We start from the raw sequence: 15,707 nt of genomic DNA on the forward strand, positions 1-15,707 counted from the left end.
TTAAAAATTATTATTTCCCCTTAAGATGCCTGTCGATGTCCCAGTTTTAGGAAAATAGTTTCTAAATCTTCGCAGCAAGTATAAAACTCGCTTAAGGTCAGGCCGGAAACGACTAAAGATTTCAACAATTCGGCACTATCTTCTAGGGTTCCCGTAAATTTAACCCGGAGAGTATTAGTATGAATAATTCTTTGCCAACTTTCCACAAAAACACATTGTTTAAGAGCAGTTTCTAAGGCTTCTAAATTGCCTAGAGTCGTAATCTGCAAGTATTGACCAGCTAGACGTTGATTTAATTCTTGTAAAGAGGTACTTTCCACTAGATAACCTAATTCCATGATGCCCACAGAACTACAAAGTTCGGCTAAATCACTAAGGACATGGGAGGAAATTAAAATAGTCATACCTGCCGATTGTAAGACTTTAATAATCTCACGAAATTGTAGGCGAGCGATCGGGTCTAATCCAGAAACCGGTTCATCGAGAAGTAAAATTAAAGGTTCATGGATAATCGTTCGGGCTAAACTTAAACGTTGTTTCATCCCCCGGGACAAAGTAGCGATCGAATTATGGCTTTTACCGGTTAATTGTACCAGTTCTAGAACCTCATAAATGCGGCGATGACGTTGGGAGCGAGGGATATGATAAAGACGGGCAAAATAATCCAGATAATTCCAGACATTTAGGTCATCGTAGAGGGGAAAATTATCGGGTAGATAACCTAAGTTTCTTTTGAGACGGGGATTACTCTCATCTCTTAAAAGACGTTCTCCGTGCAGATATATTTCTCCCGTTGTCGGTTCTTCCGCTGCCGCTAACATCCTAATTAAAGTGGTTTTTCCCGCTCCATTTGGACCGATTAACCCGTAAACTTCCCCCGCTTCAATCTGTAAATCCACTTGATTAACAGCCCCATGGCGGTCAAATTGTTTGGTTAAACCAACGGTAGCAATGGCTAATTCTGGTGTGTTCATAAAGTTTTAGTAGTGGGATTGCTGACAAACTGGCCACCACATTCTTAACATTAACGTTTGGGTTTCCCGTTATCAATAGAACCATTCTTGATGGTATGGTGAGAACCACAACTAGGACAAGGCAATACAGGCGAAGAGGTGATTTTGTTCTGTGTTAGACTGATATTTGAGTAAGTCTAACACGAACCACAAAAAGATATTGATCAGAAAACTGATCATCAAGCTAGATGTTTAAAGACTGATTGGGTTCCAATTATTTTTTTTGTTAATGAATATTTTACACAGTTCATACCAGATAAGCAACATGGCTCACTACTACCAAATCCTTACCTTGCGCTATTTTACCCCCGAAGGGGAATTAGTTCCCACTCCCGCAGAAGCGGCAGGCAAGGCAGGAAATCAAGTCCAACAGGAAAGGCAGAAAGCCGCAAAATTAGCGGCTAAATTGCGGGAATTGGGCATAAATCCCCGATAAAATTGCTAATTATCTGATGATTTCTGGATTTAATACGATGTATAGACGAGAATTACTGCAATTTATTGGCTCTCACGCTCTTTTTGGGGCTATTAATCCAGAATTTGCTTGGAATTATCAAAATATTGACCATTGGGGCGAATTATCAAGGAATTATCGCCTCTGCACCACGGGAAAGCAACAAACACCGATCGATCTGAGTATAGTGACTGAAAAAGAGCTATACCACCCCACCTTTAATTATCGTCCTGTACCCCTAAAAATTCTCCATAACGGTCGTACAATCTTGGTTCAGACCGAAAAAGGTGGAAACATGAGTTTTCACGGCGAAAACTGGGATTTATTGCAGTTTCATTTTCATCACCCCAGCGAACATCAGATTAAAGGTCAGTCTTTCCCTCTAGAAATTCATTTAGTGCATCGAAATGGGAGAGGAAATTTAGCAGTTGTGGGTATCTTAGCCGAAATTGGCGCAAATAATCCCTATTTACAAACCATTTGGGCTTATTTGCCCCAAGAACCTTCTCCTGAAATGATTATCCCCGATACTTGGGTCAATGCCGGGCTTTTACTGCCAGAAAATAGCGATTTTTATGAATATCGCGGGTCTTTGTCCACTCCTCCCTGTAGCGAGGATGTTCTCTGGTTAGTCTGGCAAAATGCGATCAAAATTTCTCCCGAACAACTGCAACAATTGGCCGCGATTTTTCCCCGTAATGCGAGGAATATTCAACCCTTAAACGGGCGCTCGATCCTGCATTCCTAGGCGAAATTGTCGGCATTTTGGCTAATTTAGATAATTTTATTAACTTTTAGACCAAAAATGGTAAATAACTCAGGAATACGCTCAATAACTAAAGCTTCGGTGGCTGTCCAGTCACTTTCCTTCGTGGCTAAAACCCCTAGAACACTCAGAGGAACCTGTAAAAATAGGTGACTTAAGAGGAGAGCGATCGCAGCGATTACTAAACCTAAAAGCCGCCATTGGGGGAGATAGGCGGCCACGGCAGCCGCTAGAGGGGCAAAATTGTAGATTGGCCAAGTGATGAGAATTAAGAGGACGACTCCCAAAAGAGTAAGAAGACGATGGCGAGGACGTTTAAAAAGAGAGAGAATTTTTAACTGTTCGGGGGTGAGTTGACTCGGTTTCAGAGCAACCAACAAAAGACTAAAAATATCAAAAGGTTTTGTCCACTGCATCCAAAAGACGGGTATGATAGCGATCGCTCCCAGAAATAGCCATTCTAGCCAAAGAAAGGGCAAGGGATCGCCCACAGCTAAACCAATCCAAGCGATTTGTAAAAAGATTGGCAAAGCCGCTAACCCTGCCAGATGAATCCACAAAAAAGGTTCTGATTTCATAGAGGGAAGTGGGGAGATGGGGGAGTGGGGGAGCAGGGGAGTGGGGGAGTGGGGGAATTATGAATTATGAATTATGACTGATAACTGATAACTGATAACTGATAACTGATAACTGACTCCCGACTCCCGACGGTTCAAGTCTAATTAACTGGATAAAGTGCGACGTTTCATGACCATTTCGTAGGCTTCGATAATGTCGCCTTCTTTCCAGTCATTGAATTTAGAAACACCGACACCGCACTCGAAACCGGTAGCTACTTCCCGGGCATCTTCCTTCATCCGTTTGAGGGAATCGAGAACTCCCTGATAAACAATTTCCTTGCCGCGACGCACGCGCAGGAAGCGGTTCCGCACCAGTTTACCAGATTGGACATAACAGCCCGCCACGGCCCCACGACCGACGGTGAAGACGGCGCGCACTTCGGCGAAACCGAGGTGTTCTTCCACTTCTTCGGGGTCGAGAAGACCTTCCATCGCCCCTTGAATATCATCGAGAAGCTTGTAGATGATATTGTAATCGCGGATATCGACCCCTTCCCGATCGGCGGATGCGCGCGCACCACTGGCAAGGGTGGTATTAAAGCCCACCACCACCGCACCACTAGCGGCGGCCAGATCCACATCGGTTTCGGTGATTTCCCCCGGAGAGGCGAGGAGAACGCGAATCTGCACTTCGTTTTGGGGTAACTGTTTGAGCGCACCGAGGATGGCCTCGACGGAACCTTGCACATCTGCCTTGAGGATGAGATTAAGTTCCTTGAGTTGTCCTTCTTGAGCTTGGATAGAGAGGGTGCTAAGGCTAACGCGACGGGAGGAGAGGGCCTGTTGTAAACGGGTGTTGCGTCGTTCGATCGCCCGTTGATCAGCGATTGATCGGGCCTCTTTTTCACTTTCATAGACATCGAATTCATCGCCAGCGGCCGGCACATCACTGAGACCGAGGATTTCCACGGCGAAGGAGGGGGTGGCCGCTTCGACTTTTTGACCGCGATCATCGATCATGGCCCGAATTTTGCCGAAAACGGAACCGGCGACGATGCTATCACCGACGCGGAGAGTGCCATTCTGGACGAGCAGGGTAGCCACGGGACCTTTGGTGCGATCGAGGTTAGCTTCGATGACGGTTCCCTTCGCCAAGCGGTCGGGGTTAGCGACCAATTCCTCCACTTCTGCCACCAAGAGGATCATTTCCAGCAGATTATCGAGATTTTCACCCCGCAGGGCGCTAACGGGAACCATGATCGTCTCACCGCCCCAATCTTCGGCCACCAGTCCCTGTTCGGTCAATTCCTGTTTAATCCGGTCGGGGTTAGCTGAAGGTTTATCGACTTTGTTAATCGCCACAACGATGGGGACTTCGGCAGCCCTGGCGTGACTGATTGCCTCTTTCGTTTGGGGTTGTACGCCGTCATCGGCGGCTACCACCAGCACGGCTATATCGGTGACTCTCGCCCCGCGGGCGCGCATAGCGGTAAAAGCTTCGTGGCCGGGGGTATCCAAAAAGACAATCTGTTCCGGTTTGCCGTTATGTTCCACATCGACGTGGTAAGCACCGATGTGCTGGGTGATGCCGCCTGCTTCCCCCTGGGCGACTTTGGTTTTGCGGATCGAGTCGAGGAGGGTGGTTTTACCGTGGTCAACGTGACCCATAATGGTGACGACGGGGGGACGACGCTGGAGACTTTCCCAGTCGGAGACATCGATCATTTCCGTGGTTTTGATCGCCGCCGACTGGGTGCTGGGGGTTTCCACGGCGATCTCGAAGTCCCTGGCGATCATTTCGATCGTGTCCACGTCGAGAGTTTGGGTGATATTAACCGCCATCCCTTTAAAAAATAGGGTTCTGATGATCTCAGTTTCGGGGACTTTCATCAATTCCGAGAGGTCGCGCACGGTGAGACTGCCGGTGACGACGATGCTTTCCGGGCGTTTTTCCTCTTGGGGTTCTTGGCGCTCGCTTTTCGGTCCGCCAGTGTGGGCGGTTGGTTTACTGGGCCGCTTAACTTTGACTGCTGTTGGAGTGCCGGGGGTGGCAGCCTTAGCGGTGGGCGGTTTGGGGGGACGAGCGGTGGAGAGGGTAAAACTGGGGGTATTAATTAACCCGGACAGTTCCGATTCTAGATCATCGTCATCTTCAAAGAGCGCTTGGGTGCGGCGTTTGTTTTTGCCGGCAGTTTTGGCGGTTTTGGCCGCTTTTTTTTCTTCCTCTTCTTCTTCTTCCCAGCTAGATTTTTTGGCCATGCGAGGGGGCATGGTGGGTCGTTTGAGTTTTTTGGGCCCGTCTGCTCCGAGCAATCCGGTATCTGTATCGATTTCTGTGCCATCAACACCAGATTTCTTGGTGGTATCGGTTTCCTCCTCGCTGGTAGCCGAGATTTTAGCGGGTAACCCGGGGCGAACCGGGCGCTTCAACTCCACTGTCTCCCGCACTTCCCTAGCTGGTTCCGCCAGTTTCGGGCTTTTTCCGTCGGGTTTGCGGTTGAGGGTCGGTTTTTCTGGTTTAGCCAAGCCTACCCTACGCTCAGGACTAGGGGCGTTTTCGCTCTCGCCGCGCTCGCGTTTTTCTCCCCGGGTCCTGTCGTTACTGCCAGGAGCATTTTTAGATCGGGGTTCTGGCCGGCCCGAGGCAGTTTCAGGGCGTGGTTTCGGGGTTAGGGAAGGTCGATTAGGTGGGGCGATTAAGGTGGGGGCTGCTTCTGACACTAGCGGGGTTTCGGTCGGGGTTTCTTTAACACTGGGGCTATGAGATAGCATCTCTGCTGCAGTGGCGGGAGTTTTTTCGGCCGCCTCGTCGCGCCCTGGGGGAGCAACGAGGGGTTTAACCGGGGGACGGGGGGGACTGATTAAAGTCGGTTTGGCCGAGGAACCGGCTTGACCGGGATAGCTTTCCCTTTCTTCGCCGGTTTCGGGGCGGTTGTGTTTATGCAGGGCTAAAATCTTTTGTTTTTTTTCTTCGGCAGGACTAGCCGATTCTCGCTGACCCGTGCTATTTTTACTGGTACTCGAGGCAAATCCCTTCGCAGCGATTGCTTTGATGCGTTGGGCATCCTCTTCGCTGATCGTGCTACTGTGGCTCTTGTACTCGATGTTCAACTGGTCACAGATGTCCAAAATGTCTTTGTTGTCTAGATTCAATTCTTTTGATAAATCGTAAATTCTGACTTTCGTGTTACTCATCCATTATCCCCCGGCTAAAGTGTTAGTGATCCTATAAGTTGGCTGATTTTTTGATCCTGTCAGGACTGTCCCCTTTCCATGCTAACGATTTTGTGGCTATGATCGTCAATTTTAATCCTGATTTGGACGACCTTGCCAGGCAGTCCCGAGTCGCTCTTGCAAGGATTCATAGAGCGTTTCGGGAATATTGGCTTTTAGGGCGCGTCCGAGACGATTTTTTTGTCGGGCTAGTTGCAGGCAGTTGGGCTGTGGACAGATATAGGCTGATCTTCCCATGCCTTGATCTAATTGTATCTGTCCGGACGGGTGTAGTCGGACAATTCGCCAAAAGGATTCTTTCGGGGCGAAGAGACGGCAGCTAATACAGCGTCGATAATTGACAAAGGTGTTCATTCTCGCTCTAAATCCTGCGATTCTGGGTCTTTTTCATCAGTTTTAACCTCTTGTTCGCCTTTATAGAGGGCTATATCCTTAATATCGATTTTCCAGCCCGTCAGACGGGCGGCTAGACGCACGTTCTGCCCTTCTTTGCCAATCGCTAAACTCAATTGATCCTGTGCCACCAGTACCAGTGCTTGTCTTTCTTCGGCATTAGTGAACAAAACTTGGTCGATACGGGCGGGACTAAGGGCATTGGCGATGTAGGTGGCGGGGTCTGGAGACCAACGAATCACGTCGATTTTTTCGCCCCGCAATTCGTTAACCACGGCTTGAATCCGCGAACCTCTGGCCCCAATACAGGCCCCAACCGGATCCACGTCTCTCTCTAAGGTATCGACGGCGATTTTTGTCCGCGAACCAACGTGACGGGAGGGGGGATTGGCTTCCCGGGCGACAGCAACAATACGCACGATTTCCTCCTCGATTTCGGGAACTTCGTTGGCGAACAAATATACTACCAAACCCGCCGCCGCTCTGGAAACGATTAATTGCGGGCCGCGGTGAGAACCTTCCAGGACTTTTTTGAGCAGCACTTTAAAGGTGGCGTTAGCGCGATAATTATCGTTGGGCAGCTGTTCCCGTTTGGGTAGTTCTGCTTCCACTTCCGGTTGACCGTAGGTGCTTTGTACCATGACAATAGCGGCCTGTCTTTCAAAACGGACGACCCGGGCCTGTAAAACCGTTCCTTCCAGATCTTGGAACTCCTCTTGAATCAATTTGCGTTGGTTATCCCGCAGTTTTTGCAGTAAAACCTGTTTAGTTTGAATCGCCGCCATGCGACCAAATTCTTTTTGGTCGGGGGTGACATCAAGAACTACTTCATCCCCTAACTGGGCCTCGTCGGCCACTTCTTGCACTTCTTTAAGACCGATGTGATGGTCGGGATTGGTCACTTCTTCCACAATAGTTTTAGTAGAAAGGATGCGAAAGCCTTCTTCTTCTACGTCTAATTCCACATCAAAGTTATTGAAATAATCTTCATGGAATTGAGCAGCTTTTTCTAAACTTTGGGCGCGTCGATAACGTTCGTAACCCTTGATAAGTGCTTCACGCAAAGCCTCCTGTACGGCATTTTTGGGCAGATTATGTCGTTGGCTAATTTCTTCGAGCATTATTTTTAAACCAGGCAAATTAACAGTAGCCATAATTATTTTTTCTCCTTACTTTTGAGTTATTAGTTTTTTAGCCATTAGCCTTGTATCAGTTATCAGTTATCAGTTATCAGTTATCAGATGTAAGTTTTAAGTTAATCAGTTAGTTATTTATTTAGGTTCTTCGTTACTTGGCATGGTTCGATAGGGGAGCATAAATCGACTAAATCCTTATCTGGTAAGAGACTTAATTGATTAGTTCGCTCTAGATCAAAAACAATTGACAAAAATCGCCAAATGCCTTTCTATATAAGGGTTACATCCCTTATAACCCCCGTCTATTGCATAACACAAACCGAAGAGCCTTTATTTATCTTCATCTTTATCCCTGATTACTGATTACTGATTACTGATTACTGATTACTGATTACTGATTACTGATTACTGATTACTGTTTACTGATCACTGATTATTGCGCTGCTCATCTAAACGGACGCTGATGACGGTAGTGCGATCGATGCTCAGGGAGCGACCTTTTTGGTTAAGATAAATAGATTGCTCATCTCTACCTTGCAGTTTTCCGCGCCATTCTTGCGGTTTTCCTTGGCTATCCTGGCCGGTAACGATGACGGGAAAACCTTTAAAAGACTGAAATTCGCGCTCACTGCTCAGTTGTCGAGAAATGCCGGGGCTAGATATTTCTAAAACGTAGGCCCCGGGTAAGATTTCTTGACTGTCGAGGGCGGTTTCTAAGGCCCGACTCATCTGCTCACAGTCCTCTAAACCGGTATCTCCCGCAAGATTGCGAATATCGACGCGCAGGACGGGAGGCCTTTTATTGGTTTGGAAAACGATATCGACCACTTCTAGCCCCAAGTTTTCAGCGATAGGGATGGCTAGGTGCAGCAGGTCGGGGATGAGCGGATGGGTCATGATTTAGACAATAAAAAAAGCGGGCGAAACCCACTTCCCTAAACTGTTAGTGATTGGGATAGGCAGTTGTTAGACCACCTAGCTGAATACAGTATAGCAAAAAACCGTCATCGCTATTTGCCCCCGGGGTCGTGCCTGGGGGAAAACAGAACAGTGGTCACGATCGAGTCGATCTGTCACAATGAATACAGGGTAACTAGATATAGAGTCAATTATGGATCAAAAATCTCCACTCACCGTAGTTAGAGCCAAGCCAGCTAAGAATCGTGGTCGTCGGCCAGTATGGAAAGGGATTGTCACCACTTGGATGATTCTGCAAACCTTTGGCCATGTCACTCCTGCTTGGAGTCAAAAAAACCAAAATACCCTCACCTACGGTGAATTGTTAGAGAAGATCGAGCAAGGAAAGGTAAAAAAGGTCGAAATCAATCCTTCTTTGCAGCAGGCAGCAGTTACCCTCGTCGGTCAAACGGACAAGGATCCCCCGAAAGAAGTCAATTTATTTGACCAAAATCCCGAATTAATCAAGAAACTCGATGCTAAAAAAATTGAGTACGGCATTCTCCCCAGCACTGACAATTCGGCCTTGATCAATGTTCTCACTAACCTGTTAGTGATTATTATCGTCTTGGGATTATTGGTGTTTATTATCCGTCGTTCTGCCAATGCTTCCGGTCAAGCGATGAACTTCGGTAAATCAAGGGCGCGGTTTCAGATGGAGGCGAAAACTGGCATAGAATTCAATGATGTGGAGGGTGTGGATGAGGCCAAGGAAGATCTACAGGAAGTGGTGACATTCCTCAAACAACCGGAAAAATTTACGGCTATTGGCGCAAAAATCCCCAAAGGAGTCCTGTTAATCGGGCCACCGGGGACGGGGAAAACTTTACTGGCTAAAGCGATCGCGGGAGAGGCGGGAGTGCCTTTTTTCAGCATCTCCGGGTCGGAATTTGTGGAGATGTTTGTCGGGGTTGGTGCGTCGCGAGTGCGAGATCTGTTCCGAAAAGCCCAGGAAAATGCCCCTTGTTTGGTTTTTATCGATGAAATTGATGCCGTTGGTCGTCAAAGAGGGATCGGTTATGGGGGAGGTAATGATGAACGGGAACAAACCCTGAACCAATTATTGACGGAAATGGACGGTTTTGAGGGAAATACCGGCATTATCGTCATTGCCGCCACCAACCGCCCCGATGTTTTGGATTCGGCCCTGCTGCGTCCGGGTCGTTTTGATCGACAGGTAGTGGTGGATTATCCGGATTTTAAGGGACGTTTGGGCATTTTGGAGGTCCATTCTCGCGATAAAAAGGTGGCTGCCGATGTTACTCTGGAGGCGATCGCCCGTCGCACCCCTGGTTTTACTGGGGCAGATTTGGCTAATATGCTCAACGAAGCGGCGATTTTTACCGCTAGAAGACGGAAAGAGGCGATTACCATGGCGGAAGTCAACGATGCGATCGATCGGATTGTGGCCGGTATGGAAGGGCGCGCTTTAGTGGATAGTAAAGCCAAGCGTTTGATCGCCTATCACGAAGTCGGTCATGCGATTGTCGCTAGTCTCTGTCCCGGCCACGATCAGGTGGAAAAAGTCACCCTGATTCCCCGGGGTCAAGCGCAGGGGTTAACTTGGTTCACTCCCGATGAAGAACAGGGTTTAACCAGTCGTTCCCAGTTATTAGCCCGAATTGCGGGATTATTAGGGGGACGAGTGGCGGAGGAATGTGTCTTCGGTGAGGATGAAGTGACCACCGGGGCCGGTAATGATATTGAAAAAATTACCTATCTGGCCCGACAGATGGTAACGCGTCTGGGAATGTCGGAATTGGGATTGATTGCCCTAGAGGAGGAGGGCAATTCCTATCTCGGTGGTGCTGCTGCTGGTTATCATGCCGACCATTCTTTCGCGATGATGGCGAAAATTGATGCACAGGTACGGGAACTTGTCAAGCAATGCCACGATTTAGCAACAAAACTTATCCTTGACAATCGTGTGGCGATTGATCGCTTGGTGGATATACTGATTGAACAGGAAACCATTGACGGCGACGAATTCCGGCGTTTATTGACGGAATTTCAGCAACAAGCGGATCGGTCAATGGTGACTACGGTTTAATTTTCCCTTCGTCTCCTCGCTTCGATTAAGTGGTTAGGAGACGATTTCAGCAGAAAATCTGCTAATCAGTCGGACAAAGCCAGAATTAACGACTAACATTGTGAGCGGGGATTTTACTCATGGAATGGCCGTTATGATTGCCTTTGGTGGAAGCAATAATATTAGCTTCTAAAGCTGAAGTCATCTCGGCCAACATTTCTAGATTGAAACGATAGCCGACGTTGCGGACGGTTTGAATTAAATTAGGTTGTCTGGGATCGGTTTCGATTTTTTTCCGCAGAGAGAGAACATGAGTATCGATTGTCCGGGGATTATCAATTTCCTCGGGCCAAGCGCGACGCAGTAAATCGGCTCTTGATAGGGGTGTTCCCTCCGCTTGGGCTAAAACGTAGAGTAGGCTAAATTCTTGGGGCGTTAATTCGATATACTCCCCGCGAAATTGTACCCGTCTTTGGGCTAAATCTATTTTTAATTGCCCATAATCCAAGTGTAGGGGAGCAGCCCTACTGCCTAAACGACGGGTTAACACTTCTACCCTAGCCATAAATTCTTGCATTCCAAAGGGCTTTTTCAGGTAGTCGTCGGCCCCGGCTTTTAAACCATTGACCACATCTTTTTCGCCATTGCGGGCCGAGAGAATCAGTATTAAAGACTGTTTTTGTTGATAAAGCCAACGGCAGAGTTCGATCCCATCCCCATCTGGCAAGTCGGAATCGATAATTGCTAAGGTTGGTTGACGATGAAGGAAAGCTTGACGCGCACTTTGCAGGGTTGCCGATTGATTAACCAAATAACCGGCCTGTTGCAGATGCCAAGCTAATAGCGATCGCAAGTGCGGGTTGCCCTCAACAATAGAAATATGGATCGATACCACTTGAGTTTCTGCCCCATTACTGCACAGATTGACACATTGTCAGGGTATCAGAATTAATGTCAAGATGTTGTAACAATCGTAACATTCGTCAGGAGTCAGGAGTCAGGAGTCAGGAGTCAGGAGTCAGGAGATTATTTTTATACTAAATCTGGTTATTAAAAACTGATTATTTAGGGGTTGCCGAAAAAATCTAAAAACCTTGTTGGGTAAAACTTTTAGACTTTTTGGTTTCCAAAAAGTACCAGATCTGGGAGTGATCGGGGGGAAAATTCCGGGACTTTTTCCCTGAAAATTAGGTAATTGACCCCCTCAAAATCGCTAAAACCCTACACCCTACACCCTACACCCTACACCCTGCCCCCACCGAAAAGCTTTTTGCCGCAAACCCTACTTATGCTCAAAAAAAACTCGTTTACTTTTGCGTAAACGAGTTGACTTTCCATGATATGATTAATAGTCCTGAGAATTATTTGGCAACTGCTACCGGTGCTTTGACGGGCTGTGGCTGGGGCTGCAGGTCGCGCAAACTTGGGAAAAGGAAGTGGTTTTCCTCCACATATTGCGCTCCAAACAGTCCTTTTTCAGCCCAGAAATAGCGATCGGTTGTATGCTCGTTACGCTTAACAATCAATAAAGCTGGTGGGCTAATGCCTATAGCTTGAATATACTTACGCGCCGCAGTTACGGGTTTATCTTCGCCACTTTCAATACTATACTGGGGTATAAGTTCAAGTATCTTACGTCCTTCTTGACGACGGCGACTTTTACGTTTCCGTTTTCTGGCCAACCCAATTACCTCCTGTTTTGGCTAATCGTTGTAATGATAGTTACAAAAGCCGTAGCAATTATATCCGTTCTAGACCAAGAAATCAAGTGTCTCTCACAAACCCAATTACAGACAAGTTTGACTAGAAGCTAGACTGAGACTAGGTTTAAGTTTTTGTAACAAAAACATACCTCTAAATCCCGATACAAAACTTATTATTCTTAAACTTTTTTTAATATATAGCGTTTCCTAAGCTAGTGAGGTACACCTATTTTTCTTCCCTTTTGCCTTCTGCCTCTTGCCTTTTGCCTAAAACCCATCACTTTTGTACCTCAGCAGACTGAAAAACGCTATAGAAAATAGTGACCAAACCCTTGTCCTAATTGCTTTTTGCTGGCTGCCCTCGACCCAAGAGGATGGCCATTCTCTCCTGTGTAAACCGGGAAACAAAACTCGCAACCCTAGCTGTATCTAGGTTTTCTGATTTTTTACTTTTTACTTTCTTGGTATGCCCTTCTCCTCCCCCTCCCGGACTCCCCTGAGTGATGATTTTATTGCCCTGTGTCAGGCACAGATGGAACTTTTGCGAGAGCAAATGGCAACGGACAGAAGTGCGGTTTATTTAACTGAACCTTTATCGAGTAATTTAATTCCAGTCGTTGTTTATCCGCCTTTTAATCCCCCTTCTCCCCAAAAAAAGCCGCTTTCCTTACAACCCGGGCAACCGGCGGCAGACTTGTTAACTGCGGTTAAGTTAGAAGATTTATCCCACCTCTGGGGTAATCAGGAGACCGTCAGCAGTCATCGCTTGTTTTTACCCTTAATGTATGAAGAGGGCATGATCGGATTATTGGTGACAACCAGAGAAAAACGACCTTGGCAAAGTTGGGAATTAACCCGGATGGAAAAAATCACCCAAACCCTCGCTTTGGCCTGTGTACTCGATCGCCAATTAGGAGAAGAACGTTATTATCGACAATGGCAACGTCAGCGCCTCGATACCTTTCTCCATCAAATCCGCAATCCCCTCACCGCTTTAAAAACCTTTGGTAAACTTCTGCTCAAAAGGCTTTTAGCCGAAGAAGGTAACGATCCCGCCATTACTGGTATTCTGAGGGAAAGCGATCGAGTTCGGGACTTAATTGCCGAATTTGAGGCACAAATTCAGCAAGAAAGCGAAAATTACCCCACCGTCGATATTCCTCTCCTGCAAGAGCAATCTTCCCCCACCGCCTTTCTCTTGCCTGCTGGCAGCGGCCAACTAACTCCGATCGATCTCCATGATATTCTCGATCCGCTGCTCCTTTCGGCCCAGGCCGTAGCCAAAGAGAGAAATCTCAGTCTAGAAACGATTCACGGGGAAGACATACCACTTATTTGCGCCAATATCCCCGGTTTGCGGGAAGTATTCAGCAATTTAATTGATAATGCCCTCAAATATACTCCTGCTGGCGGAAAAGTCACCGTCGAGGTGCAGAATGTTAAGAATAGTGTAGAAATTGTTTTTAAAGACACGGGTTATGGTATAGCGAGGAGCGATCAAGAAAGAATTTTTCAACGTCACTACCGGGGAGTGCAAGCAGGGGGAGATATACCCGGTACAGGATTGGGTTTAGCGATCGCAAAAGAATTAATTACCAGCATGGGGGGGACGATTGAATTTATCAGTCCCAATCCCGAGCAAACAAGTTCCCCCTACCCCGGCACGGTTTTTCGGGTTCATATACCAGTTATACCCGATGATAACCTCAGTATAGAGGGATGATCTGGTCGTCAATTCTGCCTATTTTCTCGATCGGGAGATTCCTGGGGCGATCGGTTAAAATATATGGAAAATATCAGTGTCAATGGTAACTTGGCTGTGAACCAAAGAATTAACAGTAGCTAGAGACAATCAATTACACACATCTAAGTAACTCTTGCCTTTTGCCCCTTGCATGAGTGCCTATCCTAACCAAGAAGTTAATTTTGTCCTATTACTTAAATTATGCCGACTATCGAACAATTAGAACCCGCTAATAAGGCCGATGTGGTAGTATATATGCCCTACTATGCCAAGGACAAACATAGTATCCTGCCCTATGCGATCGCTTTGTATCAAGCAGGATCTTTAGAAGGTCGTCGTCGCATAGAAAACAGTCAAGGGATTCCCTTTGTGGCGTCTTGGTATGTATCAAAATTGCCCTCGGAATTGACCCGTTGTCGTTTACAATTTGAAGGACAGGCCGACCTAAGCTATGAGATGACGATTATTAACGCCGAGTTGATCGAATATCTCATCGATGCGATTAAAACCTTTAAGCAGCTAGGTTCAGCCGACTTTTCGCAGGGATTTTATCGGAAACTGCTGCGATTTGAAGAATAAAAGTCGGGATTTTACGGGTTAAAAAGGAGCAAATCGTGGCGAAATCAGCCAAATCTATACTCATCTCTTCCCTGGAACCCCTCAGTGGTAAATCGGGAACTATCGTCGGTTTAGCGCATCTCTTGCGGCAAAAAGGCCTAGAGATAAGTTACGGCAAACCAGTGGGCAATTGTCCGGGCTACGTCGATGGGCAATTGGTCGATGAGGATGTAGAATTTATCCGGCAATTACTAGAATTATCCCCCGATCAGCTGCGTTTACCCCTGATCTATACGGATATGGATTCCGTTGCTAAACGTCTGCAAGGTGCAGATAAACAGGACTACGGCAATATTCTTGCTGGCTATCTCGATCGGGTTAACAGTGATATTACCCTCCTCGAAGGGCCGGGGACTCTCTGGGAAGGGAGTATTTTTCAGTTATCGATGGGGGAGATGGCCAAAATTCTCCAGACTCCGGTCCTATTGGTGGCCCGCTATAGTTCTCCCCTGATTGCCGATAGTCTGCTGAAAGCGCAACAGGAATTAAATAATCAGCTGCTGGGGGTAGTAATTAGCGATATCCCCACCGATCATTGGGATGAAGTACAATCTCTCCTTAAACCCTATCTCGCTGGCCAAGGTGTGGAAGTTTTAGGACTGTTACCCGCTAGTAAACTGCTGCGCAGTATTAGTGTTCGGGAAATTGTCCATCTTTTAGAGGCCAAAGTATTATGTCGGCCCGATCGTTTGGATTGGATGGTAGAAAGTTTAGCGATCGGGGCAATGAATGTCAACGCCGCTTTAGAATATTTTCGCAAGGGGGAAAATATGGCTGTGATTACGGGTGGCGATCGCACAGACCTACAGTTAGCTGCCCTAGAAACTTCCACCACCTGTTTAATCTTAACCGGTTCTATATCTCCAGATCCCCTGATTTTAGGCCGGGCCGAGGATTTAGAAGTACCGATTCTCTCGGTAAATTTAGATACTCTCACCACCGTGGAAATCGTCGATCAGGCCTTCGGGAAGATTCGCTTACAGGAACAGGTAAAAGTCGCTTGTATTCGAGAATTAATGGAGGAATATTTCCAGATCGATCGCCTGTTAGAAAAGTTAACAACAGGGGGGTAATTTCTCCCCGGCTGCCGAGAATTTCAT

The 15,707-nt window shown here is 47.1% G+C and carries 14 protein-coding genes and 1 pseudogene; 6 read left to right on the plus strand and 9 right to left on the minus strand.

Annotated elements, in window-relative coordinates:
* Nucleotides 1-20: 20 nt before the first annotated feature.
* The gene (locus EWV68_RS09800) at nucleotides 21-974 is read right to left on the minus strand and encodes an ABC transporter ATP-binding protein (RefSeq protein ID WP_061431269.1); all 954 of its coding nucleotides are present in this window, start codon (nucleotides 972-974) and stop codon (nucleotides 21-23) included.
* 53 nt (nucleotides 975-1,027) lie between these two features.
* Nucleotides 1,028-1,190 (minus strand): annotated as a pseudogene (locus tag EWV68_RS09805) (ISNCY family transposase); the annotation flags it as partial.
* Nucleotides 1,191-1,278: 88 nt separating this feature from the next.
* On the opposite strand from EWV68_RS09805, the gene EWV68_RS09810 reads away from it, so the two are divergent.
* A complete protein-coding gene (locus tag EWV68_RS09810; RefSeq protein WP_155726624.1) occupies nucleotides 1,279-1,449 on the plus strand; it encodes a hypothetical protein in 171 nt (56 codons plus the stop codon).
* 37 nt (nucleotides 1,450-1,486) lie between these two features.
* A complete protein-coding gene (locus EWV68_RS09815) occupies nucleotides 1,487-2,215 on the plus strand; it encodes a carbonic anhydrase (protein WP_287169650.1) in 729 nt (242 codons plus the stop codon).
* Nucleotides 2,216-2,241: 26 nt separating this feature from the next.
* Here the strand turns inward: EWV68_RS09815 and EWV68_RS09820 are convergent, their stop codons facing one another.
* From EWV68_RS09820 to rimP, 5 genes are all read right to left on the minus strand, one after another.
* The gene (locus EWV68_RS09820; protein WP_287169651.1) at nucleotides 2,242-2,811 is read right to left on the minus strand and encodes a low-complexity tail membrane protein; all 570 of its coding nucleotides are present in this window, start codon (nucleotides 2,809-2,811) and stop codon (nucleotides 2,242-2,244) included.
* Nucleotides 2,812-2,955: 144 nt separating this feature from the next.
* On the minus strand, nucleotides 2,956-5,988 hold the full coding sequence (infB, locus tag EWV68_RS09825; protein ID WP_287169653.1) for a translation initiation factor IF-2: 3,033 nt from the start codon (nucleotides 5,986-5,988) through the stop codon (nucleotides 2,956-2,958).
* Nucleotides 5,989-6,099: 111 nt separating this feature from the next.
* Nucleotides 6,100-6,381: a YlxR family protein gene (locus EWV68_RS09830; RefSeq protein WP_002798549.1), complete on the minus strand. Its 282-nt coding sequence runs from the start codon at nucleotides 6,379-6,381 to the stop codon at nucleotides 6,100-6,102.
* Nucleotides 6,378-7,574, minus strand: a complete 1,197-nt coding sequence (gene nusA / locus EWV68_RS09835; protein ID WP_287169654.1) for a transcription termination factor NusA — start codon at nucleotides 7,572-7,574, stop codon at nucleotides 6,378-6,380. Before nusA ends, EWV68_RS09830 begins: the two co-directional genes overlap by 4 nt.
* Nucleotides 7,575-7,982: 408 nt before the next feature.
* Complete coding sequence (rimP, locus tag EWV68_RS09840) at nucleotides 7,983-8,453, minus strand: ribosome maturation factor RimP (protein WP_061431273.1); 471 nt, start codon at nucleotides 8,451-8,453, stop codon at nucleotides 7,983-7,985.
* A 214-nt stretch (nucleotides 8,454-8,667) separates the two neighbouring features.
* Between rimP and ftsH the strand changes: the two genes are divergently transcribed.
* On the plus strand, nucleotides 8,668-10,563 hold the full coding sequence (gene ftsH / locus EWV68_RS09845; RefSeq protein WP_287169656.1) for an ATP-dependent zinc metalloprotease FtsH: 1,896 nt from the start codon (nucleotides 8,668-8,670) through the stop codon (nucleotides 10,561-10,563).
* An 85-nt stretch (nucleotides 10,564-10,648) separates the two neighbouring features.
* Here the strand turns inward: ftsH and EWV68_RS09850 are convergent, their stop codons facing one another.
* On the minus strand, nucleotides 10,649-11,437 hold the full coding sequence (locus EWV68_RS09850) for a response regulator transcription factor (RefSeq protein ID WP_287169657.1): 789 nt from the start codon (nucleotides 11,435-11,437) through the stop codon (nucleotides 10,649-10,651).
* A 466-nt stretch (nucleotides 11,438-11,903) separates the two neighbouring features.
* Nucleotides 11,904-12,224, minus strand: a complete 321-nt coding sequence (locus tag EWV68_RS09855) for a DUF3155 domain-containing protein (RefSeq protein WP_002798554.1) — start codon at nucleotides 12,222-12,224, stop codon at nucleotides 11,904-11,906.
* Nucleotides 12,225-12,711: 487 nt separating this feature from the next.
* Between EWV68_RS09855 and EWV68_RS09860 the strand changes: the two genes are divergently transcribed.
* From EWV68_RS09860 to EWV68_RS09870, 3 genes are all read left to right on the plus strand, one after another.
* Complete coding sequence (locus tag EWV68_RS09860; protein WP_061431276.1) at nucleotides 12,712-13,968, plus strand: GAF domain-containing sensor histidine kinase; 1,257 nt, start codon at nucleotides 12,712-12,714, stop codon at nucleotides 13,966-13,968.
* A gap of 222 nt (nucleotides 13,969-14,190) precedes the next feature.
* Nucleotides 14,191-14,568, plus strand: a complete 378-nt coding sequence (gene ebsA, locus EWV68_RS09865; protein WP_061431277.1) for a type IV pilus biogenesis protein EbsA — start codon at nucleotides 14,191-14,193, stop codon at nucleotides 14,566-14,568.
* Between the two features lie 35 nt (nucleotides 14,569-14,603).
* Nucleotides 14,604-15,680 carry a phosphotransacetylase family protein gene (locus EWV68_RS09870; RefSeq protein WP_061431278.1) on the plus strand — a complete coding sequence of 359 codons (1,077 nt, stop codon included), beginning with the start codon at nucleotides 14,604-14,606 and terminating at the stop codon, nucleotides 15,678-15,680.
* The last annotated feature ends 27 nt before the right edge of the window (nucleotides 15,681-15,707 follow it).

It is taken from the genome of Microcystis sp. M_QC_C_20170808_M9Col (assembly GCF_007095495.1).
GTDB lineage: Bacteria > Cyanobacteriota > Cyanobacteriia > Cyanobacteriales > Microcystaceae > Microcystis > Microcystis aeruginosa.